Source organism: Flavobacterium sp. T12S277 (assembly GCF_048514875.1).
GTDB lineage: Bacteria > Bacteroidota > Bacteroidia > Flavobacteriales > Flavobacteriaceae > Flavobacterium.
Map to the genome: position 1 here is coordinate 1 of NZ_JBLYEG010000016.1, position 26731 is coordinate 26731.

The 26731-nt window shown below is 30.6% G+C and carries 13 protein-coding genes and 2 pseudogenes; 2 read left to right on the top strand and 13 right to left on the bottom strand.

Annotated elements, in window-relative coordinates:
* The coding region (locus ACN1CN_RS19440) for a hypothetical protein (protein WP_419136937.1) at positions 1-3481 on the bottom strand (3481 nt) is incomplete at its 3' end.
* 968 nt (positions 3482-4449) lie between these two features.
* Between ACN1CN_RS19440 and ACN1CN_RS19445 the strand changes: the two genes are divergently transcribed.
* Positions 4450-5892 (top strand): IS5 family transposase, encoded by a 1443-nt coding sequence (locus tag ACN1CN_RS19445; protein WP_419136939.1) that lies wholly within the window; start codon positions 4450-4452, stop codon positions 5890-5892.
* 1446 nt (positions 5893-7338) lie between these two features.
* On the opposite strand, the gene ACN1CN_RS19450 is transcribed toward ACN1CN_RS19445, so the two are convergent.
* A complete protein-coding gene (locus tag ACN1CN_RS19450) occupies positions 7339-8019 on the bottom strand; it encodes a response regulator (RefSeq protein WP_419136941.1) in 681 nt (226 codons plus the stop codon).
* Positions 8020-8120: 101 nt separating this feature from the next.
* Entirely contained in the window at positions 8121-9824 is a 1704-nt protein-coding gene (locus ACN1CN_RS19455; RefSeq protein WP_419136943.1) for a sensor histidine kinase, read from the bottom strand.
* A gap of 1362 nt (positions 9825-11186) precedes the next feature.
* On the opposite strand from ACN1CN_RS19455, the gene ACN1CN_RS19460 reads away from it, so the two are divergent.
* The gene (locus ACN1CN_RS19460; RefSeq protein ID WP_419136945.1) at positions 11187-14201 is read left to right on the top strand and encodes a ligand-binding sensor domain-containing protein; all 3015 of its coding nucleotides are present in this window, start codon (positions 11187-11189) and stop codon (positions 14199-14201) included.
* Here the strand turns inward: ACN1CN_RS19460 and ACN1CN_RS19465 are convergent.
* The 10 genes and pseudogenes from ACN1CN_RS19465 to ACN1CN_RS19510 form a co-directional block, all read right to left on the bottom strand.
* Positions 14198-14827 (bottom strand): response regulator, encoded by a 630-nt coding sequence (locus ACN1CN_RS19465; protein ID WP_419136946.1) that lies wholly within the window; start codon positions 14825-14827, stop codon positions 14198-14200. The two genes, ACN1CN_RS19460 and ACN1CN_RS19465, sit on opposite strands and share 4 nt — an antisense overlap.
* Before the next feature lie 1303 nt (positions 14828-16130).
* Entirely contained in the window at positions 16131-16415 is a 285-nt protein-coding gene (locus ACN1CN_RS19470) for a M43 family zinc metalloprotease (RefSeq protein WP_419136948.1), read from the bottom strand.
* The gene (locus tag ACN1CN_RS19475; RefSeq protein WP_419136950.1) at positions 16390-16674 is read right to left on the bottom strand and encodes a hypothetical protein; all 285 of its coding nucleotides are present in this window, start codon (positions 16672-16674) and stop codon (positions 16390-16392) included. Before ACN1CN_RS19475 ends, ACN1CN_RS19470 begins: the two co-directional genes overlap by 26 nt.
* A 485-nt stretch (positions 16675-17159) precedes the next feature.
* Positions 17160-17450 (bottom strand): annotated as a pseudogene (locus tag ACN1CN_RS19480) (M64 family metallopeptidase); the annotation flags it as partial.
* Between the two features lie 1773 nt (positions 17451-19223).
* Positions 19224-19967: pseudogene (locus tag ACN1CN_RS19485) on the bottom strand (sulfatase-like hydrolase/transferase).
* 56 nt (positions 19968-20023) lie between these two features.
* Entirely contained in the window at positions 20024-20188 is a 165-nt protein-coding gene (locus tag ACN1CN_RS19490; RefSeq protein ID WP_419136952.1) for a sulfatase-like hydrolase/transferase, read from the bottom strand.
* A gap of 17 nt (positions 20189-20205) precedes the next feature.
* Entirely contained in the window at positions 20206-20532 is a 327-nt protein-coding gene (locus ACN1CN_RS19495) for a sulfatase-like hydrolase/transferase (RefSeq protein ID WP_419136954.1), read from the bottom strand.
* Positions 20533-21546: 1014 nt separating this feature from the next.
* Entirely contained in the window at positions 21547-21696 is a 150-nt protein-coding gene (locus ACN1CN_RS19500) for a hypothetical protein (RefSeq protein WP_419136956.1), read from the bottom strand.
* Between the two features lie 662 nt (positions 21697-22358).
* On the bottom strand, positions 22359-22793 hold the full coding sequence (locus ACN1CN_RS19505) for a hypothetical protein (RefSeq protein WP_419136957.1): 435 nt from the start codon (positions 22791-22793) through the stop codon (positions 22359-22361).
* 496 nt (positions 22794-23289) lie between these two features.
* On the bottom strand, positions 23290-26682 hold the full coding sequence (locus ACN1CN_RS19510) for a polysaccharide deacetylase family protein (RefSeq protein WP_419136959.1): 3393 nt from the start codon (positions 26680-26682) through the stop codon (positions 23290-23292).
* Positions 26683-26731: the final 49 nt, after the last annotated feature.

The window sequence follows — 26731 nt, forward strand, 5'->3', positions numbered from 1 at the left end:
TTACCGGACTTCCCGTATCATCTGTAGCTACAATAGCTCCTGATATTACCGGTACAGTAACCACTGCATCATCACAATTGGTCGGGTTGAGTTTCTCACATATTCTATAAGTCAATGTATAAGTCCCCACTGGGGTACCCGGAGCAACCAAAACATTGGTTCCCGACAGAGTAATTCCAGCATTGGTAGCACTTACAAAAGTAGTATTTACATCTGATGGCACTACAGCACTTCCATTTAAGGTATCATTAGATAATACATTCGTTAGTGAGGTTCCTCCTGTTGAGCCAACCACTGAGCTTCCTGCATCATCTGTAGCCACGATAGCTCCAGCTGTAACTGTTACTGAAACTGTAGCATCATCACAATTGGTCGGATTGAGTTTCTCACATATTCTATAAGTCAATGTATAAATCCCGGCCGGCGTATTTGGTGCAACCAAAACATCGGTTCCTGACAAAGTAATTCCAGGATTGGTAGCACTTACAAACGTAGTATTTACATCCGAAGGGATTACGGCACTTCCATTTAAAATATCATTGGTTAATACATTCGTTAGCGAAGTCCCACCTGTTGAACCGTTTACGGATACCCCTGTATCATCTGTAGCAACAATAGCTCCAGCTGTTACCGGTACAGTAACTACTGCATCATCACAATTGGTCGGGTTGAGTTTCTCACATATTCTATAAGTCAATGTATAAGTCCCCACTGGGGTACCCGGAGCAACCAAAACATCGGTTCCCGACAAAGTAATTCCGGGATTAGTAGCACTTACAAAAGTAGTGTTTACATCCGAAGGTACTACGGCACTTCCATTTAAGGTATCATTAGACAATACATTAGTTAATGAAGTTCCTCCTGTGGAGCTGTTTATTGAGCTTCCTGCATCATCCGTAGCTACAATCGATCCAGCTGTAACTGTTACTGAAACTGTAGCATCATCACAATTAGTAGGATTGAGTTTCTCACATATTCTATAAGTCAATGTATAAGTCCCGGCCGGCGTATTTGGTGCAACCAAAACATCGGTTCCCGACAAAGTAATTCCGGGATTAGTAGCACTTACAAAAGTAGTATTTACATCCGAAGGTACTACGGCACTTCCATTTAAGGTATCGTTGGTTAATACATTAGTTACCGAAGTCCCACCTGTTGAGCCGTTTACGGATACCCCTGTATCATCTGTAGCGACAATAACTGACGTACATGTTGGAGTTACTAATGTTGCCGAAGATGGAAACGAAGTACATCCTATTGAGAACGATTTAACAACAACTTCATAAGCTCCCACAGTAACATTTGCAAACACATTGCTAGTTTGGAATGTTACTCCATTATCAATACTAAACTCAAGATCAGGATTTGGTGAAGAATCCGTTATTGTAATAGATCCAGTTGGTGTAGAACATGTTGGCTGCACAACTGTAACAGCTGGCGAATTAGGTGCCAGTGTATTAATTGTAATTACTACATCATCATCACTTGTACAAGAACCTTGCGTACTAGATATGGTCCACTTAAAAGTATATACTCCAACCATGTTAAATCCATTAACGCGAGAGGTAATATTGGTAGGATTAACGACAGTAGGCATCGCTGCTCCCGGTGGAACACTTACAACAGTCCAAAGACCTGTCGATCCGGATGCTCCAAAACCATTTCCTTGCAAACTCACATCAGAAGAACATTCAAATGTTTGGTTTGCACCGGCATTGGAGTTAATCTTTTCTTCAACATGAATAGTAAAGTCTGCCTGAAGTGGTTCAGGAATTCCTGAACAAGCATATTCTTGCTCTAAAAAACTTGCAACTCCATTCCCATTAAAAGCGGTCATTCTAATTACGTAATCCCCAGGCTGCGTCAAATTAGAAACTGTGGTAGAGGTACTACCTATGCCTCTTTCTCCTTCATCTTCAAAAACCACCGGATCTGAGCCCGCTGGCTGGGACAATACTGTAAAATTATACAACCCCCCAAAACCATAAAAGTAAGTCGGATTAAGAGGCGTTTCTTTGTATACGGCAGGTAAAGTAATATCTACAGCTGCAGCACCAGATCCAGGATAACATACAGAAACATCTGGAACAAATAAAGCAGGTCTGTTACCATCCGAAATATGCATATAATATGATTGACCATTTGTGCACTCACCTGAAGAAATAATCACATCAAATATATAAGTCCCTGCTTTCCATCCATCTGGTCCCGGATCAACCGATGCAGATCTGCTCATCGTACCATCTCCAAAAAGCGTTATAGTTGGAGGAGTATTTGCTCCGGGAGGAAGATCTCCAGTAAAGGTAACTGTTGTGGTAGTCGATGGATCACTATTAGGATTCAAATCGAAATAGAATGATTCCGGAGTTGTTGAACCTACAAATCCACAATGTACTTCTCCAGCAGAACCCAGCCCTGTATAAGGTGCCAACTGCTCGGGAGCACCATGCCCAGGAGGCTGAAAATTAAGATCCGAAGGACCTTCTCCATTATTAGTATAGGTAATTTCATCGGTAGTATAAGATCCGCAACAAGCAGTTTGCACGGTCACACTAAAAACATAATCTCCTAAAATGTCCGCACCGTCAAAATACATACGGAGTCCATCAAGTGACCTAAAGCTAATGTTAGCACCAGCTGGTTGGCTTGTTACATTCAGAGTAATAGTTGTTCCATTTCCTACTGCTCCGGCAGAATTAGGGGTATCGGTATTAAAAGAAGGAGCATCAAATAGATCCAAAAATGTAGAACCATTATAAAGACACTGTGCATAATTTTGAATATTAATATGTGGATTGGGACAAAATTTAACTACAGCTTCATCAGTATAAGTACATAAACCATCCAGTGACTTGATTGTCAGAACCACTTTATAAGCTGGATCAATGTCATGATTTGATTTGTTAATCAACTCAAAAGTCGGTGTTGCCGAAGTTGGATCACTAAAAGAAGAATTATAAGAATCTGAAGTACCATATTTTTCAAAAGTAGTCATATGTTTTGCTTCCCAGGTTCCTGTAAAGCCAGGCGGTATAACTCCTCCTAATGTGGTTGATCCTGTTGAGGCACAAATTCCTGAAATATCGGGTCCAGCTGTAAAAGAAGCTGGTTTGGGATGAGCTGTTACTGTAACTAATGATTCTGAAACTCCTATCGCACATGGATAAGAAAGTTTAAAAATGTAGTTTCCGTCTACTGACATTCCAGTAATACCTGTAATAAAGGAATTCGGTGAAGCAATTGTTGGCGTAGCAGGTCCTGATACAAAGGACCAGGTTGCCCCTCCAGCTCCAAGAGAACCTGCGACAGATCCCTCTAAAGTAGCCGCATCACCACAAACCGTCACGTCTCCTCCTGCATTTGCAGTACAGTTCTGAGCACTCACTTTTTCTTGAGCTCCAAGAAAAAATAAGAAAAAGACTAAGCACAATTTAAGTCTTAGCTTGCCCTGATTAATAAGTTTGAGTAAATATTTTAACATATAAATAAATTTTAATTATTATTTTATTTGTGAAATCGTTAAGGCCATTTCTCTTATCCATATCTATTAGGATAATTACTAAAACTGGTAGTAGTAGCAACCCTAAAGAAGTGATTAAGCCTAAACAACTCCCATTGAGAAAATTCTACTAAAACCAATTTAAAATTATCCTTAGAAAATTTATACATATTATATGCTTCCATAATATAGTTATATTAAAAATTAAGGTTATACTTTAATGGTTAAAGAATCTTTGACATCAAGCATACGCTTCTTTAGAACTAAACAAGTACATTGATGAGTTCTAAAATCAGTATCAAATTCAGAAAGGCATCTCATCAGAATAAATAATTCTCGCATTATAGCCTTATCATATTTATATTCCATTTTGTTTTTATAACACAGTAGGTTAGGTTTTGCTCAGTGCAACTTTTATAAAATAATAGTCACACAAACAATTAAGTATTTGGGGTACTTTTTAAAACAATTACCAAGATATGGTGATGCGAACCGTAAATAAATTTTAGCATAAAAAGTAAATGTGTAAACAAATACCAGTAGGATTTAAATGCAAAATTTTAGTGTTAATAAAAAAATCTGATTTAGTTAGTATTAAATTCTTCGAATTACATTAGTTTAAATAAATTTGATTTTCATCATATCAGCAGTACTACACTCTAGTTTAATAATCGTTTAAACTATAATAGCATTACTGCTTCCTCGATTTTACATGAAATCTTCTTAATATTTGAATTCTTTCTCTTTTCATAATCTTACACACTTTTAAAACATACTAATTCACTACGACAAATTTAGTTTTAGTAAAACTTTTACGTTGTAGAACCCTAATTAAGAAATGTAGAATTATATCTACAGATAAAACTCTACATAGGGTCTGCTGAAGAACCCTAATCACTTTGAAAATCAACAGTATAATGCTATATTTGAGTATCTAAGTGCAAGGAAATATGAAAACATTCTCAAAAAAGCGTGCACCTATACCTCAATACACTAGTCCTAAACAGTTGACTATTGAAGGATTTGAGAGTCCTTTTGATAGAAAATTAAATTCGAGTAACCGTTGGGTTGTATTATCGAGACTTCTCCCTTGGGATGAAATATGTGAATTGTATTGGCAGGAAGTCCCTAAAAAATCCACAAATCATACAACCTTGAATCCAAGAATAGTTGTAGGTTCCTTGATTATTAAACACCTTTGTGATTTAGATGACAGAGAAACGGTTGCTCAAATCAGTGAAAACATCTACATGCAATATTTTCTTGGTTATTCTTCATTTACAGACGAACCTCCTTTCGATGCTTCCTTATTTGTAGAATTTCGTAAGCGATTGGGATTGGAACAAATCAACGCCATTAATGAACGAATTGTTAAGATAAAAAAAGATTTAGAGTTATCAAATCAAGCTAAGAAAGATAACAATCAAGACGATTCTCATAGAGGAAGCCTTATTTTAGATGCCACAGCTTGCCCACAAGATATTGCTTATCCCACCGATTTAGACCTGCTCAATGATAGCCGAGAAAAATCGCAAGAATTGATGGATTTACTTTTCGGTAGTTCATCAATGGATAAGAAGCCAAGGAACTACAGAGAGAAAGCAAGAAAAGATTATTTGAAAACAGCTCAAAAAAAGAGTAAAAACAAAAAAGAAATACGCAATACTATCAAAAAACAGTTGAATTATCTCAGGCGAAATATTCAGTCTATTCATTTACTGTTGGACACCTTTGACAGCATCCCTTTTTCAAAAAAAGAATACAAATATTGGTTAGTTATTCAACACTTATATGACCAACAAAAGCAGATGTATGATAATAAAATCCACAGCATAAATCACCGCTTAGTCAGTATTCATCAACCCCATGTTCGACCCATTGTTAGAGGCAAAGCCAAAGCTAAAGTAGAATTTGGTTCAAAAATAAATTTATCGATGGTAGATGGTCTGAATTTCTTAGATGATTTATCTTGGGGTGCATTTAATGAAGGAGCTCGATTGAAGAGCAGTGTCGAAAAATATAAAACCAGATTCGGATATTACCCAAAAGAAGTTTTAGCCGATAAAATATATTGCAACAGAGAGAACAGGACATATTTGAAAGAAAAAGGAATTCTTCTCAAAGCCAAACCCTTGGGAAGACCTTCCAAAGAGGCGTTGTCAAATCAAGTAAGCCCTGGAGAACGCAACCCAATAGAAGCAGAATTTGGACAAGTTAAGACTGGATATGGTTTAGACCGAATCAAAGCAAGACTGTCTGATACAAGCGAATCTTGGATAGCCAGTATTATATTAGTGCTCAACCTAGTCAAATTGGCTCAGGTAGCACTCCTATGGAAATTTGTATGTGAGGGTTTTAGAAAAAAATATTACTATCCAAAAAAAAATTCTTGACGCATTTTTACATGTATCAAGAATATTTTATAAATCTAAAGTTCAACAGCGGTAAATTTAAAACTGAATTTACGTGCTGAGTTTTTCAGCGGACCCTACATAAACACAACGGCTTTATAATCGTACTGTATTTTATAAAACTAACCAACTACATATGTATAAATTTGAACACAAAATGTTTACTTATCTCCTTATAAAGACTGAGATCAAGAAATCTCATTAATGATACGTTGTATCTATTTACACCTAACGGATAAATAATTCACAATATAGATGTTTTTTTTAGCTAAAATCTATTAAACAGTAAAATCTTAAAATAGACCATACCCTTAAAATTCTGATGAAGGATTACGATGAATTCGAGTAATTATCCTTACGATCTTTTAGAAATCATTAAATAAAATGATTTTAGTTCTCTACGTTTTTTTGGAGTAACTCATGACTGATATCTCTTTAAGGCAAAGACAAAAAAACTACTTTATAAAAAAAAGATTTTCTCTAGTTCATCTTAGTACTTATTACTTAATCTCAATCAACACAAGTAGCTTTTGCATCATCAAAAAAAAAACACATAGTTTACAACACACAGTAAAGTAGACATCTATCTACATAAAAATACAAATATTTCTACATTTTTTTTTATATTTAACATTAAACCACGCTACATTTGCCGCAGTTATTCGTTTCTTGTTTCAAACAAAAAGCTTTTTAATTAAATACTTATAATTTCCCTAATATAAACATCAGTAAAAAGACCTTAATATTCATTAAATATAAATAATTCTAAGCTATTAAGGCATTCAAAATCAATTAATAATTTATTACTAATAATTAAGTTTTATAATAAAACCTTTACAATAACACACTATATCAATATCTTTCAAATAGTAGATTATACATTGTATAAACAATTGCATTATTTAAAATATAATCATACATATCACATATAGAAAACAAAACAACTAATTTCTCATTCATTAGAGTCCTATTCCCTTTTTAGATTTTTGAATTTTTGAAGTGTTTATTTTTGGTAGGTCAGGCAGCAATACTTTATCTTACTGTTGATAATACAGAAAACTAATAGTTTTCGCTGCCTGAAACTCTAAGAATTTTTTCACCACTAAAGCCCTTTAATTTATTTCAAATTTATAGGCCTTTTTAATAATAATACAGTAACTTTATTTTTTCCATGCCTTCAAATACAAAAGTATCCTACATTTGTATTCTTTTTTTAGTTACATTTCCAAAAAAAAAGTTAATCAGCTAAAATAATTCGATACATCAAAATAATTTGTTTCTTTTATCCTCTATACTCTCAACTTTCAGGGATTAACTCCTCAATTAGTTTTTCCCCTTACAGAAATTAAACAAATAGTTAAATTCACAATTTTTAATTTTACATTTCTTTTACCAATAACACTATTAAGTTATAAAAATCATCTTAACCTAAACCCTTATTGGAATAATCCTCTGTAATTGATTATTTTTATTAAAATATAATTGAAAAAATTTCATTAAATCAGCTAAACTATCAATTCCCAGCTTCTCGTAAATTCTTTTCTTTAATGTACTAACAGTACTTTTTTTAATTCGCATTAGACCCGTTATCTCTAAGTTACCGTAGCCATCAATTAACAACCTTGCCACCTCCAGCTCTCTATTAGACAACTGATCCAATGGATTAATTGGCTTATTTAAAACAGAATAATCAGTAATTTTATCTTTTGCCATTTGCCTAAAATCTTCTCCTGACAGTAGCATCAAATTGATAGCTTTTCTGATTTCTACCAACGAAGCCCCTTTATTCAAATAACCAGATATACCTGCATCCAAATATTTCGTACCATAAATATTTTCATCACATACTGTAAGTACTAAAATTTTAATATCCTTCTGAAGCAATTTTAGTTGCTCAATAATTTCCAAACCATTGTCAACAATAGAATTTATTTCCAAAATCAGCAGATCAATCCTATTTTTCTTTAGCTCTTTAAAGATATCTTCAAAAGTTGCACAATGACATATATTAGGATTAAAGAATACCTCTTTAATAATTAAAGAAACTCCTTGTCTTGCAACACTATATTCATCTGCAATTAAAAAACGATAATTAGTTGATGTTTTCATAATATTAAAAATTAAAAATGATTACACAAATACATTCTTTGCAATTGAATTCTTTACAATTAATACGTACAGAAAGTAATAAAACTTTTCTTTTTACTGTTTTAGATTTTACTTAAAATTAAATTAAAGATAACCTTAGTACCGTCACCATTTTTGCTTTCAATGGTAATATGCCCTTCAAATAATTCGACTATTTCCTTACAAATATTCAACCCTAAACCGACCCCTAAATCTTGTACTTCTCCCGAAATAGATCCTTGGTAATAAGACTCAAACACATACCTTAAATCATTTTCTGAAATTCCTATTCCACTATCTTGAACTTCAATCTTTAAATTTATTTTAAATTCAGAAATAGCTTCCAAATCAATCCCAATTAATATGAGTCCATTTTGCGTATGCTTATTTGCATTGCCAATAATATTATAAAAAAGTTGATATATTTTTGCTACATCTGAACAAACATTACATTCCGGAATTAAATTCGCTTTTACCTCTATCCTATTTCCCTTACATTGTACAAGCGAACTCATTGACGAAATTATTTGATATATTTCCTTCTTTAATTCAATTTTTTTACATTTTAATTCAAATTTATGCTCTTCATTTCTGGAATATTCCAGGATTTGATTTGACAAAAGAAGTAATGAATTTGTCGTAAATTCAATTGATTTAAAATTTTTTATTATATCGACATCTTTGACCGATTCGGATACTAATTTAACATAAATTGATATTATACTTAAAGGCGAACGAATTTCATGACTTATCATCCCCATTATCCTGTTCTTAAAATTCAAACTTTGATGTATCTGGGCCTGAGCAATGGTCAATCTTCTTTCATACTCAAATGCCAAACGAGTAAAATTCAAAAGAATTACTGATATAATCAACATTACCACTATCAATATGACTATCACATAATTTTTAGTCATTTTATTTAAGTCATATTGATCTTTTAATCTCTTTTGTCTATCCGCTTGAAGTGTATTTAGAGAAGTATTATAATCCGATAATATCTTTTTACTTAAGCTCAACAACTCTCCATTGAGCTCCATCAATTTCAAATCCTGATTTCTTAAATTCAAAAATGACTGCTTTAATTTAAATAATTCATTCTCATAATACTTATTTGTTTTTTTTACTATATCTACCAATTGCTCTTCAATACTACCCGATATAACTTCGTCTTTATACCTTATTGTAACAATAACATTTGACCATTCTTTTTGTATATCTTGTTTACCTAATATTGCATTACCTAATCTTGAAAATAATCCTTTTCGTGGCACGCTATCTTTTTGTATACCGGAATTTATTTCAATATCATCTAAGATCGATCTGAATTTAATTTTTTTCAAATTTAAATGATCCGAAATATCATTTAAATTTGAATTAGTTCTTTTTTCTAATATGGATTGAATTATATACTTTAAAACAAAAACATTTTCTTCTATTTTGTGCTTCTCTCCAGCTAATTTTTTAAATTTTTCATTATATTCCATAGATGAACTCAAACTATCAATTACGAGGTTCATTTCATTTAAAGATTGAAAATATTTTTTTAATGAATCACCATTTTTACTTTTAATATAATTATTAAATTCCCCTTGTGAGGTAATAAATGAATTACTTAATTTATTTACCAATCGAGATATTTCTCTTGTACACGATACATCATCGAAGCTTTTATAAGTTTCGGCATCCTTATACCAAAGGATAGCAACTATAATTTGCAAAAAAATAACACATAACAACAAAGAATAGTGTACTATTTTTCTTTGTTCAAATTTTAGTTTCTCCATAAAAGTATTTATTAGGAAAGTATTCACTAACAAAATTTGTTTTTAATTTAATAAATTCACTCCATACTATCCCTCTCATCTTTGTCAAAACAATTACATAAAACCCCTTATTATAAAGCTTTTACAAAAGTCGTTCACCTATTTATTTCTCCCGATTATATTTCATAAACTAAAATTTAATCCATTACAAATATCTGTTAGGAAGCTACCAAAATAAGTCAATAGGATCTAATCTATAAATCAAATTACTTTAAGACAACAATTCCCATACATTCATGAATTTACAATATGAAAGGAATTCCATATTATAGAAATTTAAAAAAAAACTCTAGTTCAATATATTCTGAAAGATTCAAACGTAGTAATAACGTTTGTAAGATCATACCTTACATTAAAAAGCATTATTAGTTGCTAAAAACTTGAGTAATCATTCCACAAAAACAGCAGAGTAAAGACAAAAATTGCAGTAAAAAGTAGTTTTTAAGATAACTTGTTGCTTTGATCCATGATACCATAACAACATCCAAATCACCTCTTTGACTCATAAAGAGAACCAAATCACTTCTCTTATTGAAACTAACTCTTTCTTTTAATAGAAATCTTAAATTAAAAAATGTATCGAAATTTGTAGTCTGTTTCGATATTGCAAAAAATACTAAAATTGGATTTAAAAACAAGTAGTTCTTTCTCATAATTTACGTTTAATTAATTTAAAAAAAAAAAAACAGTGTACTAATAAAAAACAACAATTACATTGTTATTAAAATATCACATTCTACTTATTGTCTGGTTTAAACAACCCAGCCAAATATTTAAATAACGTTGTGGTTTTCCACATATTACTTACACAAAAAACAATCTCTTAATTGTGAAATTTGCAACTTAACAAAACTCTCGATTAAAATAACCTGAAGTTATCTGATAGTAAAAAAAAAGAATATTTTAATCTTCAAATTTCCCATATGCTATACAAAAAACTATCGTTACAATAGAAAACTGCCATCTGGTTATTATTCATTTTTGATTTATTAATAAAATACTTGCAATCATTTTTCTTAAAATTATTAAAATTTATATTGCAAATATATAGGTAGCCATTGTATTCTTCCTAATGATCCACATAAACAAATTATATACTAGAATAATAAAGTCTTATATAAAACAGATTCATCAGTTCAAATGAAAAAATAGCACTAAGATTAGATTCTTGAATACAATCTAATACTACTACAAATATACCATTATACTATACTGATAACTTAATTTAATATTTGAAAAAAAACTACACGTATGTAGAATTATATCTACAAACGCTAAAGCATTTACATTTATTCTATATGTTTGAGGACAATATGGATCTAAATGAAGCGGAAATACCAATATTATTTTTATATTTTAATGTTATTGCATATAAATAAGGTAACTTCTCAAGAAGATTATTCTATGCGATGGTATACTTCAGACAATAATGAACTACCTCAAAGCAGTGTAAAATCAATCGTACGTGATAAGTATAACTTTATATGGCTAACGACAGAGAATGGAGTCGTTAGATATGATGGAAATACATTTCTGGCATATAATTCTTCTACTACAAAATTAAATGGATCTCGATTTGCGGATGTTTCAGGAAGCATAAAAAAAGATAGTTTATACTGCTATAATGAAGGAAGAAAAGAATTAGTTCTTATTAATGATAGAAAATTACAAATATTTAAAAAAAACACACCTTTTCATGATATCGTAAAAAATGGGAAATTCTATTTTCTACATAGTGGTCTACCTACAATCAAAACAATAAATACTGATTCTCCTTTTTATATTAACCTTTCTAATGATCAAAAATATTTTATTGACAATAAAGAGATACAGCTGTGTGACTCTAAAATGAAATCCATCTACAAGAGATCCTATAAAAATAAATCTGTTTTTAATTTCTTTACACTAAATGACACGCTTTACTATCTGTATAAAAATGGCAAGTATGACTGCATTTCTGAAAAAATACGCTCAAAAAAAATAGATTTAACACTCTTAAACGGCAAACATGAGCTTTATTGGAACATGACAGCTAACCAAGTTTTTCTCTATTCTAAAGATAAAATTTATCTACTTAGATCCAAGAATAATCACTTAATTCCAATACTTATTGCAAAATTAAAAGATTTTAAGAACTATAATATAGCTTCTATTTTATACGATTCTGAAAGCAAAAAACTATATATGGGAAGCAATACCAATGGTTTATGCATTATAACTTTTTCGAGTTTTTCAACCGTAAAGAAAAAATCATCAAAGGCTGAAGTAAATTACTCTAACCTTGCTTTTAACTCAAATTCTATTATTACACCAAATGGATTAATTTTAACTTCAAAAGAGGTCATTGACAGCATTCCATTTAAAAGTAGCAACTACTTCATCGAAAAAATATCCATGACAAAAGATAGCAATGGAGGAATCTGGAAAGTCTATGATGGAAATTTACATCATTACCTAAAAAAAACAGGATATAAAAAATGTATTAAATACGGATTTAATCAGGAAATAAAAACTTTGTTCAATGACTTAAGTAATAACATTTGGATAAGTTTACAAGAAGATACCAAACGCAAAGCAAAATTATTTGTTATAAAAAATAAATTTGACAAAAAACCTAATCTTATATTAAACTCCATTCCAAATATCAATTACATCGCACAAAAGGAAAACTCAATATTATTGCTAGGAACCCAAAAAGGATTATTCAAATACAGTAGCGCAACCAATAAGCTATACTTTGTAAAAAAAACAAAAAGCCTAAACATTCGCAGTATTTATATTGATCGAGACAAGAAAGTCTGGATTACAACTTATGAAAAAGGCTTTTTTCTGTATCTCAACAATGTCATATATTCATTCCCAAAAGATAAGAACAAGTATTTAAACTCCTCTCATTGCATTATTGAAGATAAAAAAGGTTTTTTTTGGATAACTACAAATAAAGGCCTTTTTCAGGTTTATAAAAAATCACTTCTTCTACATATCAAAGATAAAACGACCAAAATATATTATTACAACTACAGCAAATCCGACGGTTTTCTCACTAATGAATTTAACGGAGGATGTCAACCTTGTGGAAATTATCTCGAAAACAATCAAATCACTTTTCCTTCTATGAATGGTAATGTTTTTTTTGACCCAAACAATATAAAGCCATTAATTTTCAGCAAAGGCCCCTTTATTGACAAGGCAATTATCGATCAAAAAGTTACTGATATCAAAGATACAATTGTGTTGAATAATAATTTTCAAAGAGTTAAGATTTTAATTGACTATGCCTATTATGGTAACTTAAATAACTTAGATATACAAGCCAAACTTTTTGGTATAAATAATAGTAACTGGGAAGAAATAGGAAGTAACAAATCTATAAGTTTTACAACTTTACCACCAGGAACTTATACCTTAATGATAAGAAGTATGCCTGGTTTTAATTCAACCTATAAGTATAAAAAAGTAACATTAATTGTATTGGCCGAATTTTACCAAACATTTACATTTAAGCTTTTCCTTGTTATAATAATTATTACACTGATTCTTTATCTTTGGCAAATGCGTTTATTATACTTAAAGATCAGAAACAAAAAACTAAAGAAAATTATTATTCATAAAACACAAAAATTAGCAAAAACAATTGTAAAATTAAAAATTACCAAGAAAAACCTTAAACAAGAAATTTTACAAGAAAAAAGACTTATCCAAATTATAAGTCATGATATAAAAAGTCCTTTAAGGTATCTAACATTAACAATTTCTCACATTCAGGATAAAATAGAAAAGCTAAATAACGAAATACTTATTGAACAAATAAAATCAGTACACATTTCTACTCTCCAATTATACGAATATGTCGAGAATTTAATTAAATACTCTATTATTTTCATTGAAGCTAAGAAGTTTCAAGAAGAAAATTATTCATTGCAACAATTAGTTGAAACTAAAATTCAATTATTTAAAAAAATAGCAATTTCAACAAATACTATAATAATCAATAATACAAGTCCAAATGAAAAATCAAAAATAAATAATAAAATACTCTCCATAATTATTCATAATCTCATCGACAATGCGGTTAAAAATACAAAATATGGACAAATCGAATTTAAAGCTATAAATAAAAAAAACAAACTCTTTTTAACTATAAAAGATACAGGAATTGGTATGGATGAAGAGCTTATAAATTACTACCTTAACCTTTCAAAAAAACCATCTTTACAAAACCATCATCTGGGACTACATATGATTATAGAGCTTCTTAATATCCTTAAAGGCGACATAAAAATAACAAGTGAAATTAATGAGGGGACAACTATAGAGATAATCATAGAAAACAATTAATTAAAATTAATTTTAAAGACATCAATAAGCTCCACGATGTTATTTACTTTAAGTTTTTCAAAAACCCTACTCTTATAAGTACTTACTGTTGACATTTGAATATTTAAGCGATTAGCGATCTCTAAATTACCTTCTCCCATTATTAACAATTCAGCTATTTCAAATTCTCTCTTAGACAAAACATCTAAAGGATTTATTGGCTTTTTATTGAGAACAGCTTCTAATAACTTATTAACAATTTCAGGCTGGATGTATTTTCCTGTCTCCAGAATTGTTGTAACAGCTAAGACCATTTGTTCTTCACTACACAGCTTATTCAAATAGCCATTGGCACCGGAAAGTATATACCTACATGCATACTGTTCTTCTTCATAAGCAGAGAAAATCAATATTTTAACATTCGGCTGAATAACTCTTACATCTTTAATCATACCAGTACTTTTACCTCCAAAAATATTGATGTCTAAAATAATCAAATCAAAAATATAGTCTTTTAAAATTGCAAGTAATTCAAAAAAATTTTCTGCATTTGATATTTTCACACCTTTAATCTGCCCTTTTAGAACCATGGCAATACCGGTTCTAACAACTAAATGATCATCTACAATTAAGATATTATATTCCATATATTTTTTTTTCTTTTTGCGGTTAAACCAATTTATTCAATATGCTTTTTTTTAAACAAAGTCAAAAAAAAACACCAAACAACAATGTGAATTATTGTTTTTTTTTAACAAATTAATTAAATCATAAAAATAATACTAAATTGCTATATATTATTTAATACAAAAACATTAACAATGATCTAGAAAAAATAACTACAATCGTTAAACATGTAAATCCGGTGATAACTACCAATCAATGAACCGATTTATTTAACAAAACTTATTTTATTGGTCAATAATACTGTAGCATTACGGCTCACAATTGTATTCTTTCACAATCTACTCAAATTTGCTAAAGAATACTTTTATCACAAATAATATTAGATTTTTTTTTTAATGAAAAATACTATAGTTTGATCATGAAAAACTCTCTAGTCAATTTTGAAGATATTACTTACAAATTAAAATTGTATTTATAACCTAATCTAAAAAATAACTTAATTCCAAAGTTAATTTCTCATGGATTTATCAAACTAGTTTATTAAGTAAATGCATGCAAACTATTTAAGACAAAGTATCAGTAAGATCAGAATACTTTTCTTGTTCTAATCTTGATTTTAAATCTTATAAAAAAAAGTGATTATCATTATAAAAAAAAAATTAAACCAATCTCCGCTTTTATGTTTGATTTAAGTCAAAATTAGTCTCAATAAATAAGAAACCAATAACTAATTGCAATACTCCTTTTTAAAACTTATAATATCCGTTTTTAAGTGAAATAATATCTTAATTATTCTTTGACGGAAAATTTTCTTAATTGAAAATTCAATAATACGTAAATACATTCCCTTACTTTGATTAGATAAATTAATAGTTTTTAAATTCCCTTTTTTTTATAAAAAAACTTTTCTCATATACATTTTGCTCCAAAGTAGTACTGATTCTTTACTGAATAATCTTCATCAGAAGAAGCCAATATCATATTGAACATCCAACTAGAAGGATTCAGATATATTATTACACTTTGTAACGTGTTTTCAAACTTTGATGCATATAAATTACTATCGCTAACTCCAACTGCATTAAGACTGTTTGTCTGCCACAGTTTCGATCTTTATGACTTTGCGTCACTGGTATCTTCTATCCAATATATCATGGCATTCACCTGATCATTAGTAAACATATTTAACAATCTGTATATAATCCGTATGATTTTCCAAATTAGCATATACACCACAATCATTTAGCAAAGTTCTGTCAACTCCAAATACTTCAGTAGTTGCAGAGGTATCATCCATACCGTCATTAATTGGGTCAAAGTCCTTTAAAAAATATGATTTAATCCAAAATAATACCCTAATTCATGTGTAAACACTTTAGCAAAGGTTGCAGATGCCTCAGAACCACATGTACTCCCTATAATAGCATAACTGAAAATTATATGATTTTGTATCAGGTTTATAGGTAAAGTGGCACAACCCGAACCCTGATTACCTTGCTCCGGGATGAGCTCCTCAACAATAATAATATCCAGATAGAATTTTTCATTTCTGCCATACCAAACGTAGTAGTATATCTTCTTATCATAACCATCTACAATTATGAGCATCTATTTGCCAATCCATCCCTGCGACTTCCACATCATTATCATCAAGATCTATAGTTACCAAAACAAAATTAATTGGTAGTTTACTCTTTACTGTATCAAATATTGAATCTGTCTTATTAAATTCTGGAAACAAACCATTGAAATCTTTATTGGCAATTAACAGCGTATCATCCATTCTACATTTCATCTTTTCTGTAATAAGAAAACCTTTACCACTTGTAAGAATATGAAAAACTACAGGCATAGTATAGGAATCCACTTTTTCTTTTTATTATTTTAAAAAAAATGAAATTTTCAACAGGGGTTGCTTAAAGGCTGTTTGTTCCGTCTCTAACATTTCAGTACCACATCCTATGATATTCTATCCAAAAGCAAACGGAATGGAAGCAAAAAAAAGTAAGAAAGTAATAGTGACAGAATATATGTTTTCCATGTGTTGTTTTAACAATTTAAATGTATTTTGTTATAAACGTTTATTAAAATCAACCCAACATCATTATTAAAAATACCTGATAGTTTATCTAAAATACTAATGTCCTTCACAGAATTTTTCTTACAGACAACATCAGTATTAAGTCCTTGACTATCAAACACTAACAAAGCACGCATAGGTTCCAACAAAATAAACGATAATAATATTTTTTTTAGATGCAAATCTTACAAAGGTATCTTCAAAAAAAACAATACAATGTAGAACAGTACTGTAGATTTTTATAGAATAAAATCTACAAAAAGTAAAAACATTTAACCAATTAATCGATGTATGCCCCCTGAATCAAAAGAAGATCCAAAGTAGGGTTCGTTAGTGTAAAACGGTTCATTACCACAGTCATTTGCTGAATTGGGATGATTCACACCAGATTGTGTGGAAATTACTTTTACAGCATAAACATTAAAATAGTTAACATAATTTTTCCATGGAGCTTGTGTGAAAAAATAATTGGACACTTTTTTTGAGTCATCGATAAATTTAGGTTGTTCTGCCGCATTATATCCATCTCCACGAATTAAAATATTTAAATATTTATCGTTATCTCCATTAACCTTTAAAACTTCAACACCAAATTTCTACGCATTTAAAACATTAATTATTAACAGTATAAAAAATATTAGTGTGTGTTTTTCACGAATAAATTATTGCTTTTTTTAAACATTAATTGTTTTTTTGATTGTACTCTTAGAGTTTCGAATATTTTCACCTCATTATTTTTTTTTGCGTCTTAAGAACAAAATCGGCATTGTTTATTAAAGTGTCTCTATAAGTATATTTACCATTCTCATTTACATACTCAAAATGCTTGTATAAAGGATCATCGATCGTTATTGTATCAACAAGTCGTTTATCTGAGTATAAATAGAGTATCAAATAGTTTGAACTTCTGTTTTTATTTTTAGTTTTCATTTTTTCCATAAATTCTGTCTTACTAATTCAATGATGCTAGTTCAATTAGTTTTGTCTCTGTGGATATTAAACACAAAAAATAAACTTAAATTAGATTCCGTATTATAAAGATTTGTTGTCGAATTAAAATTATTTTGGTGTGAAATAGCACAACTCACTATAAGGGATTGAAGTCAAATTACACTAGTAAATTGTTTTTTATTTTTCATAAATAGTTCTTTATTTAAAAATGGCATAAAGTAAAAATAGGCACCATGACCATCTTGTATATAAACAATCAGTGAAAGGCTAAAGGCCAGAAATAAAAAAAATGATCCGTGTTCTTCAACACGTAATAAGATAGAACATTTATCCTAACTATATATATCATGATTGATTATAAAAAATAAAATGTAGAAATAATTTTAGCTCTATACGGTTATTTATTAATCACAATATACATTTTCAACTACATTTTGATATAGATAATATTCTTGCAATAAATTATCATAAGAAACATTTATCAGTAATTCCAACGCAGTTTTTCTTGATTGACTTAGTCGTAGATTTGACTATAAAATTAAAAATTTGGTCTCCTGGTCGATATTATAATAAAGATATGCTGCATACAATTTAGGGCTATTAATTTTCAATACACTTCTCTTATTAAAATCAGCATTTCATTCCTCATGGCCTAAGTAATCAAATTACAATAAAAGCATTTTAAATCTTATTAAAAACATAGAAGGTACAAGCACATTTTACAGAGTATAAAACACAGTAAATACTATTGAATCAACAACAAAAAAGCAAAACATATAACTAGTAAAATTTAAAACGTTTCTCATTAAATAAAATTTGTTAAATAGCTTTTTTAACAAAAAATTATAGATCAATTAATCCTAACAACCAAAAGAGTTCCATATAAGAGCTCTTTTTTTTAAGTATCATGTAAAAATACTTTACCAATACATCTATATTATCAAGTCTGGTGGGAAAACATTTTTTTTCGATTTAAAGCATTGTAAAATAAAAAACAACAATAAAACCATTTTAATTTCTTCGCGATATTTCCATAAATTATTGAGTACCGCCACATATAAGACATTAGTAGATTTCGTAGAATAAAAAGACACTTTGCCATGAAAAATATAAAACTATTGAAAAATTTAATTATATTTCGAATAAATAAACCCCAATTCTTTTATACTTGAAGGTATGTGCTCTTTTTTTAGTATTTTTTCATTTTTTTTACTAATCCAGGATTTTGAGAGGCAAGATCCATTGATTCTTTTTCGTCTCTTAAAAGGTTGTAAATTTCCCAAGTGGTCTTTAAATTTTTCTTTATATTTCTTTTAACTCCCTTTCAGTTTCCCATCCGGATAGCTACTTGACCTCCTCTATCAGGAAACTCAAAATAGAGATAATTATGTTTTTCTTGTTTTTTTCCGCTTTCCTAGTATTTCACGCAAGAAAGAAATCCCGTCAGCATCCATTTTCTTTTGTCCTCTCAAATCTGCTATAGTACTGAAAAAATCAACCTGAGAACTTACTAAATCGCTCGTTTTCCCAGTCGGAATTTTATCATTCCATTTTATGATAAAAGGAATACGTATTCCCCCTTTCATACAAATCTCCTTTCGTTCCTATTAATCCTCCCATACTACTAAAAAAACAGGATCAAAACCACCAGATTTGAACGTAGCCCCATTATCACTACTGAACATTATAATTGTATTTTTGTCCAATCCAACTGCTTTTATTTTTTAAAGAATTACACCAACTTGGGCATCCAAATAAGAGACCATCGCAGCATAAGTCGATTTCGGGTACATCGTTGGTGAATAACCGTTATCTCCGTAATAAGGTTTCTCCTCAAATTGTCCTTTATACTTAATAATCCATTCTTCTGGCGCTTGCAAAGATAAATGGGGTAAGGTATAAGCTAAATATAAAAAGAATGGTTTTTCCTTATTTTTGTCAATAAAGACCACTACTTTTTGGGTCATTTTTTCAGGTGCATATACTTTTCCTTTGAATATGTCAAAATCGGCTGGAGTGGCGTTTTCTGGGTTTAATGGTCTACTGTGCACATTGATGTAAGGCTGTCTTAACTCATCCTTTACAGTATAATCTTCGTTAAATGAATCATTAGAGTTTCCTGATTCAATATTTTTGTTTTTTAAAGTGTTTCTTTTTGCATCAAATAATCCTTACTGACACTTTCCTAAAGATGAGAAGGGTAAAAATTATGAAATTGCTTTTGATCTAAATACCCATAAAAATAATCAAACCCTTGATTGGTTGGCATTCCTTCTGTTCTACTATATCCAAGCCCCCATTTTCCTACAAGAGCAGTAGTATATCCATTTTGTTTCAACAACTCGGCCACAGTAAAGGCCTTTGCTTCTAGTGCAATTGCCCTTTTTCATTCTCATCGCTATAATCGCCAAACTCTTTATTTCCAGGAATATAAGAATAGCCAGAATGCTTTCCAGTTATTAACATGCATCTTGACGGAGCACAAACCGGTGCCCCTGAATAATGTTGTGTGAATTTCATCCCTTCTGCTGCCAGTTTATCAATATTTGGGGTTTTTATCATTTTTTGTCCATAACAACCTAATTCCCCATAAATCAAGTCATTGACATAAATATAAATGATATTTGGCTTCTCTTGACAAAATATCATGTTAGTAGTCAAACATATTACTATTATGTTCCATATTTTATTCATATTGTCGAGTTTTATTTTTTTTGAAATCTATTATAACTAACAGAATCCTTTTTCCCCGTTTAGAAGGTTTACAAAATAAATCACTATAAATCAATTACTATTTTTCTTAAAATTCAAGAGTTTAAATATATTTTTCCAAAAAAAAACAAAGAATATTTTTATAAAAAAAAACAGTAATCTTAGGTGACAAAAACAACAGATAGTTATTAGAGTACCAATAGAAATACTTCTTTTCAATCTAAAATTACAAAAGCTATAATGTTCTTGTCATGGAGAAATATTAGTGAAATAATAGGTTCTTGAACATCTGATAAAATGCTAAAATAAAACTCACAAGAACTCGGGTTAGGATAAAACTATACGGAGAACTCACAAGGCATTACAACCTTACGAATCAAATGTTTACCTTTTACTCACGCAATAACGACAGTATCAAAATTGCCTAGTTTATTCCCATAAATTTTATGATTCATTACATCAAGAACATTGATTGAGAAGCTATTACCTATTTTAAGACAGATTGTTTTTATGTTATTGCCTGAGTAAATATCCGTTATAGTTATCATTTTAGTTATAGTTATAGTTATAGTTATAGTTTTAGCTAAAGATGTAGTGCATCCTGCTATGTCGGTAAATATCTTGTAGTTATATATTACGGACTCTGATGGGCGATAAGAGGTGATTCCTTACTACTTCCTACTCTAGAAGTAATTATAAGGGACCATTCCCTCCAATTTATCATAATCTTTTGTTTTAAATTAGTAAATAATTTTATCTATTAATGAGAATTAAAGTCAACAAAATGCACTCAATTATATTGTTAATATATCCCTATCTCGGCAAGCGAAGCAAAAGTAGAACCATCCCACGCTGTTGATGCAATCATTTTAAAATATCTGATTTTTTTTGGCGCGGTAAAATCAAAATACTGTGCCCCATTTTTGTTGGCAAATATATAAGTCCCAGCAGAAGTAAAGTTTATTCTATCGTCACTGGTAAAAAATTCAGCATTTTCTATGGAACGCTGTAGGCCGGATCTTTGTGTAACTGTAAAACATCGGCCGTTTTAACATCCGCCATAGCGATAACAAATTGATGTAGGTAATTTGCTGCAGCTGTCGTCCATCTGGAATGCCAATAAGTAGCGGCATTTCCGTCAATCAAATTAACTGCTAAACCATCCTTTGGTGCTGTTCCTCCATTTATTTCTTCTGAACTGAAAGATGCAACAATTCATTTTTGCTTACTCACTTCAGTGCGAGTGTTAAAGTCTAATATAGGGATTCCCCCCATAAAAGTATAAGAATATATCGTTTCGATTACATTCCCGTTTTCTTGTACCAACTTCACTATTAATTCGTATGGAATATTATCACTTTTTTATTCCAAATCAGAAATAGGCATTTCTATTGCAAAACCATCTGTGCCGATAGGTTTTGAGGTCCATACGATAGCGTTATAATCCTTGTTTACGCCAGTACCCTCATTATTTACATTAGGGTCATTAAAAAACAATACATCATTAATTGCCGATGAACTAGTATATTTTCCCGAAACAATAATTGTACCTTTCTTGGAATCATAATTTACATGTATTTCTGCAATTGATCCGGTGCTAGATGTATAATAATTTTTCTTATCATCATTAAAAATCTGATTGACATTAAGTACAGCGCAGTCTGCCGCGGTTAAAAAGGTTTTAGAAATACCCCAGTGCTATTGCCTGCCGACATTAAAGACATACCCAGTGTAACTTCCGATACATATTTTTGACAATTATGGGGTAAATTTAAGCCATGTCCTAACTCATGTACCATGCCCCCAATTCACTTAGTGGCTCTTACCCATAATGTCCCACCGGTTTCTAAGTACTTGATGTCTTGATCAGCATAATCAATTGCAAAACAAAATTTGCCCAAACCGTAAAAAGGAACGCCCCCAGGCTCACCATTGGCATCGTATGTTGATGCGGGCATAATTACCAAATAATGGTCTCCCGTAAATTCAGATGGGTGTGCAACTTTGTAGTTGCCGATATCTGTTTGAGCGGCCGTAGCTCCCCCGTCATAAGTGTATCCCGATTTTCCCTGACTACCTCTTATTACAATAAGTTTAATTCTTTTTTTTACAGTGTCTTTTAATAATCCAAAAGTTTTATTGCCATAACCATTACGTTGCATTTCTGAAGCAAAAAAATCTTGAACATTTAAGATAATCTCACTTATTCGACGATGGTAATCTGTTGGCTCTGTAACATCCATTAGGAATTAGATAAACAACGTTTAGGTTGTGTGCCTTATCACTGGCATACTTATATTCTGCTTTCAGTGGAAGATTTGAAGTTGAATCAGTAGCAATAGAATCATTATTTGAACAAGACTGAAAAAAGGTCATAAGAGTTAATAAAAATAAAAGTAGAATGTTTTTTTTTAATTTGTGGCTAATTAATTTGTTAAATATTTATAGTGCTAATTCATAGATATACTCTTATAATATATTAAATTTAAGCATTTTACATTTTTTGCGCTAAAATTCATAATTTACTAAATTTTAACGATGCTATTCTACTTTTAAGTCTGCCTCAGTTCATTAATAACAGCTTCAAATTTGCTCTTAAGCACTAAACATTCAAAACTTTATATTGACTTTATAATTGCATTGAATTACTGCGGTTACTATTTAAATTTTTATAATCATTGTAATATTGTTAAAATAGTTACATTGCTATTGATAAAACACCTAATCTAAAATTTTACCTTATTTAAGCGTTCCAACATTTCCAGTACGGGTCAGTACTCCCCAACTTTGGCTTTCTCCTTTTATGGCTCTTCTAAAAGCCTTAAATAAAATAACATACATTAATTGGCGGTATACAAGTCGTTGCGGTATCAGCCAAATTAATTTTGTTAATCTATCTTTTTCGAAAATAAACGCAATAAGACTCACTAACACATCTATAAGCATAAAAACCACATAATAAAGACCTATTTTATGCAAACTATCCATGTCATTATGATTCCATATTAAACTAAGTATAAGTACTAAATCGGCTAATGGTGCAAAAATCGGAAGTATGATCTGAAAAATTAATATGTTGGGTAATGAAACCATTCCTAATCCTTTGTATTTAGGGTTAAAACAAGCATCTCTGTTTTTCCAAAATGCCTGCATGATCCCATAACTCCATCGAAAACGTTGTTTCATAAACTCATTAAGACTCTCGGGTGCTTCGGTTATTGCCACTGCTTCAATACAATTTACAATGTGATAATTATTACGTAATATCCTAATAGTCAAATCACAATCCTCAGCTAATGTATAACTAGTAAATCCACCAGCTTTATTGATGGCTTCTTTTTTAAATGCACCTATTGCACCTGGCACAACAGTTATACCATTGATTAAATCAAAAGCTCTTCGGTCAAAATTTTGAGCTGTAGTATACTCAATGCTTTGCCATTTGGTGAGCATCGTGTTTTCATTTCCAACTTTTACATTACCTGCAATAGCACCTATTTCCTGATTGCCTTTCAACTGTTTTCTAAATTCTTTCATCAATTGCGAGATCGCATCAGTTTTAAGTTGTGTATCAGCATCTATACATACGATAAAGTCATTTTGGGTAAGTGTTATACCATAGTTTAATGCCGATGCTTTACCTCCATTAGCTTTCGTATGTACTTTTACAATAGTATTATTTTTAAACACCTCTTGTACCATTTCGAAAGTTGTGTCTTTTGATCCATCATCGACAAAAACAATGTCAAAATCCGGATAATCCTGACGAAGTAGGTTTTCAATAGTTTTTACTGCATTTACTTCTTCATTATAAGCAGGAACAATTATACTCACTTTAGGGCAAGCACCAACAACAGGGCTATATTTAGCAGGATATTTATGGTCTTTCCATTTTTTTACACATACCATTGTTGCCATAAATATAATGCGTAAAAAACCCAGAAAAATAGCAACCCAGAACGCAGTATTTATAAATTCTACAAACCAATAACCAAAATCAAAAATAATATTATCCAGCGTTAAGTAATCTCCTTTTGCCTTAGGCATAATTTCATCCTTTGTTTTTCCTAACAAATGTGAAACGGTAGTAAACTGAATTCCTTTATCCTTAAAATATTTAATAATTTTGGGTAAGGCTTCTACTGTAGCTTGTCTGTTTCCTCCTGCATCGTGTAGCAAAATAATCCCTTTTTCGGGATTTGCTTCATATTGTTTTATGGTTCTCGAATAAATACTATCGGCACAAACGCCTACTTCCCAATCATTAGGATCAATACTCTCTCCAACTGTATAATAATTTTGAGTTTTACTTAAAGCAACAGGTTTTAGCTCTGTTTCTGTAGACGGTTCTGCATCAGCATTATAGGGCGCTCTAAAAAGTACTGTACTTCTTCCTGTAACGGCTTCAATTAATAGTCGTGTCGCTTCAATTTCTGCAGAAGCTCTCTCCACGCTAACCAATGCAATATTAGGATGTGTAAATGTGTGGTTTCCAACCTCATGTCCTTCATTATAAATTCTTTGCAATAAAGGTATATTACTTTCAGCCTGCAAACCTATAACAAAGAAAACTGCCGGTACTTTCTCCTTTTTAAGGATATCTAGTATTTGCGGTGTGTATATTGGATCTGGCCCGTCATCGAAGGTCAAAATTACTTGTTTATGAACATTCCCAAACTTACTAATTACATATTTGGTTGGCAATTGTACATAACTTTGTTCCGCAATTATTGACTCAACAGGATCGGTTTCCAAATGAATTAGTCCGGGTTCCGGATTTGTAATTACATTAAGTATCTCTCCGTCTCCTATATAATCCGGAGCTTCGAATCTTGTGTTTACATGTTTAAGAAGCTTAAAATCAAAAGGTTTTTCTAAAATACTTTCATCTGTTAAACTTCTATGATAATAATTCCATAATCGCTGATCTTCGCTTCCCAATCTCCACAATGCAGTTCCCGCAACTCCATATTCATCAGCAAATCGGATAGTATTAAAATTAGTAGCCGCATCTGCAAAATAAACTTTATGCTTTTTACCATTCTCATGGAGATAACTAAAAAAGTTATTATAACTAGTATTATCAAATTTAATAGTAGCTCCATATTGTTTTGCAAGTGATATGGCTTCGTTATAACTTACTGTTTTCCCTTGACTCTTTTCTTGCCAATCGTATCCATAACCTGCAAAACATAATATAATTTTACTTGAAGGAATTTCGCTGACAGTTTGGTCAACCATTCTTTCTATCCATTTCTGACTACTTATATCTCCGGGCACACTTCCGCTATAATGTTCATCGTATGCCATTAAAAACATATAGTCATTATACTTTGACAATTTTTTTAAATTAAAATCGTCATCTCCTGTCATTATATCCTGCGAAACAAGATATCCTAAAGGATGTAATTTTTCATAAAGTTCTCTTTGGAAAGCAACAATTGGCTCATCACTTTTTTCATTAAACTCCTCAAAATCAACATTAACACCCTGTAAATTGTACTTTTTAATACTCTTTACAATATCATTAATCAATCTTTCTCTTTTTACCTTATCAGGAAGAATGCGATGAATCAGGTTTCCATCAAAATCCCCTCCAACCAATGATTCATTAATATTATTTATTAACGGAACTATTTTTACATGGCTTTTCTTCATTACCTTTAAAGCCGCTGTATCAATTTCGGTTCGTAATAAATTGGTTTTTGGGTCAATAAAGAACCACTCGGGAATTACCATATTAAGTTTATTGATATTCTTTTGTAAAGAGAATAAACTCTGTGGATCCCAATCAACATAAAAAGCAGCGCGAACTTCTTCTATGTTTATCACTACTGATTTAGTTCTTAATTTATTTATTCTTCTCTTTTCTCTTAAAAAACAATCAAAACCTTTATACTTTTTTAATTCTTTGGCACTTAATGTAGCAGGAACAGCAGGATTAGATAGATTTTTTACTATTTTTTCATTATCATCCAAGAGCGGTAATGAAGGCTTCAACCCTCTCTTTAACGTAATGAATAAAATTGGAATCATTAACATGACAATAATTAAAATAAATCTGGTTAACCATTGAAAACTTTTCCAACGCTTTTGGGTTGCCGTTTGAAATATTTGCTTTTTATTGTCCATTAATGCTTATAGATTTTTAACTAATTTTAATATTATCTCTCAATTACAA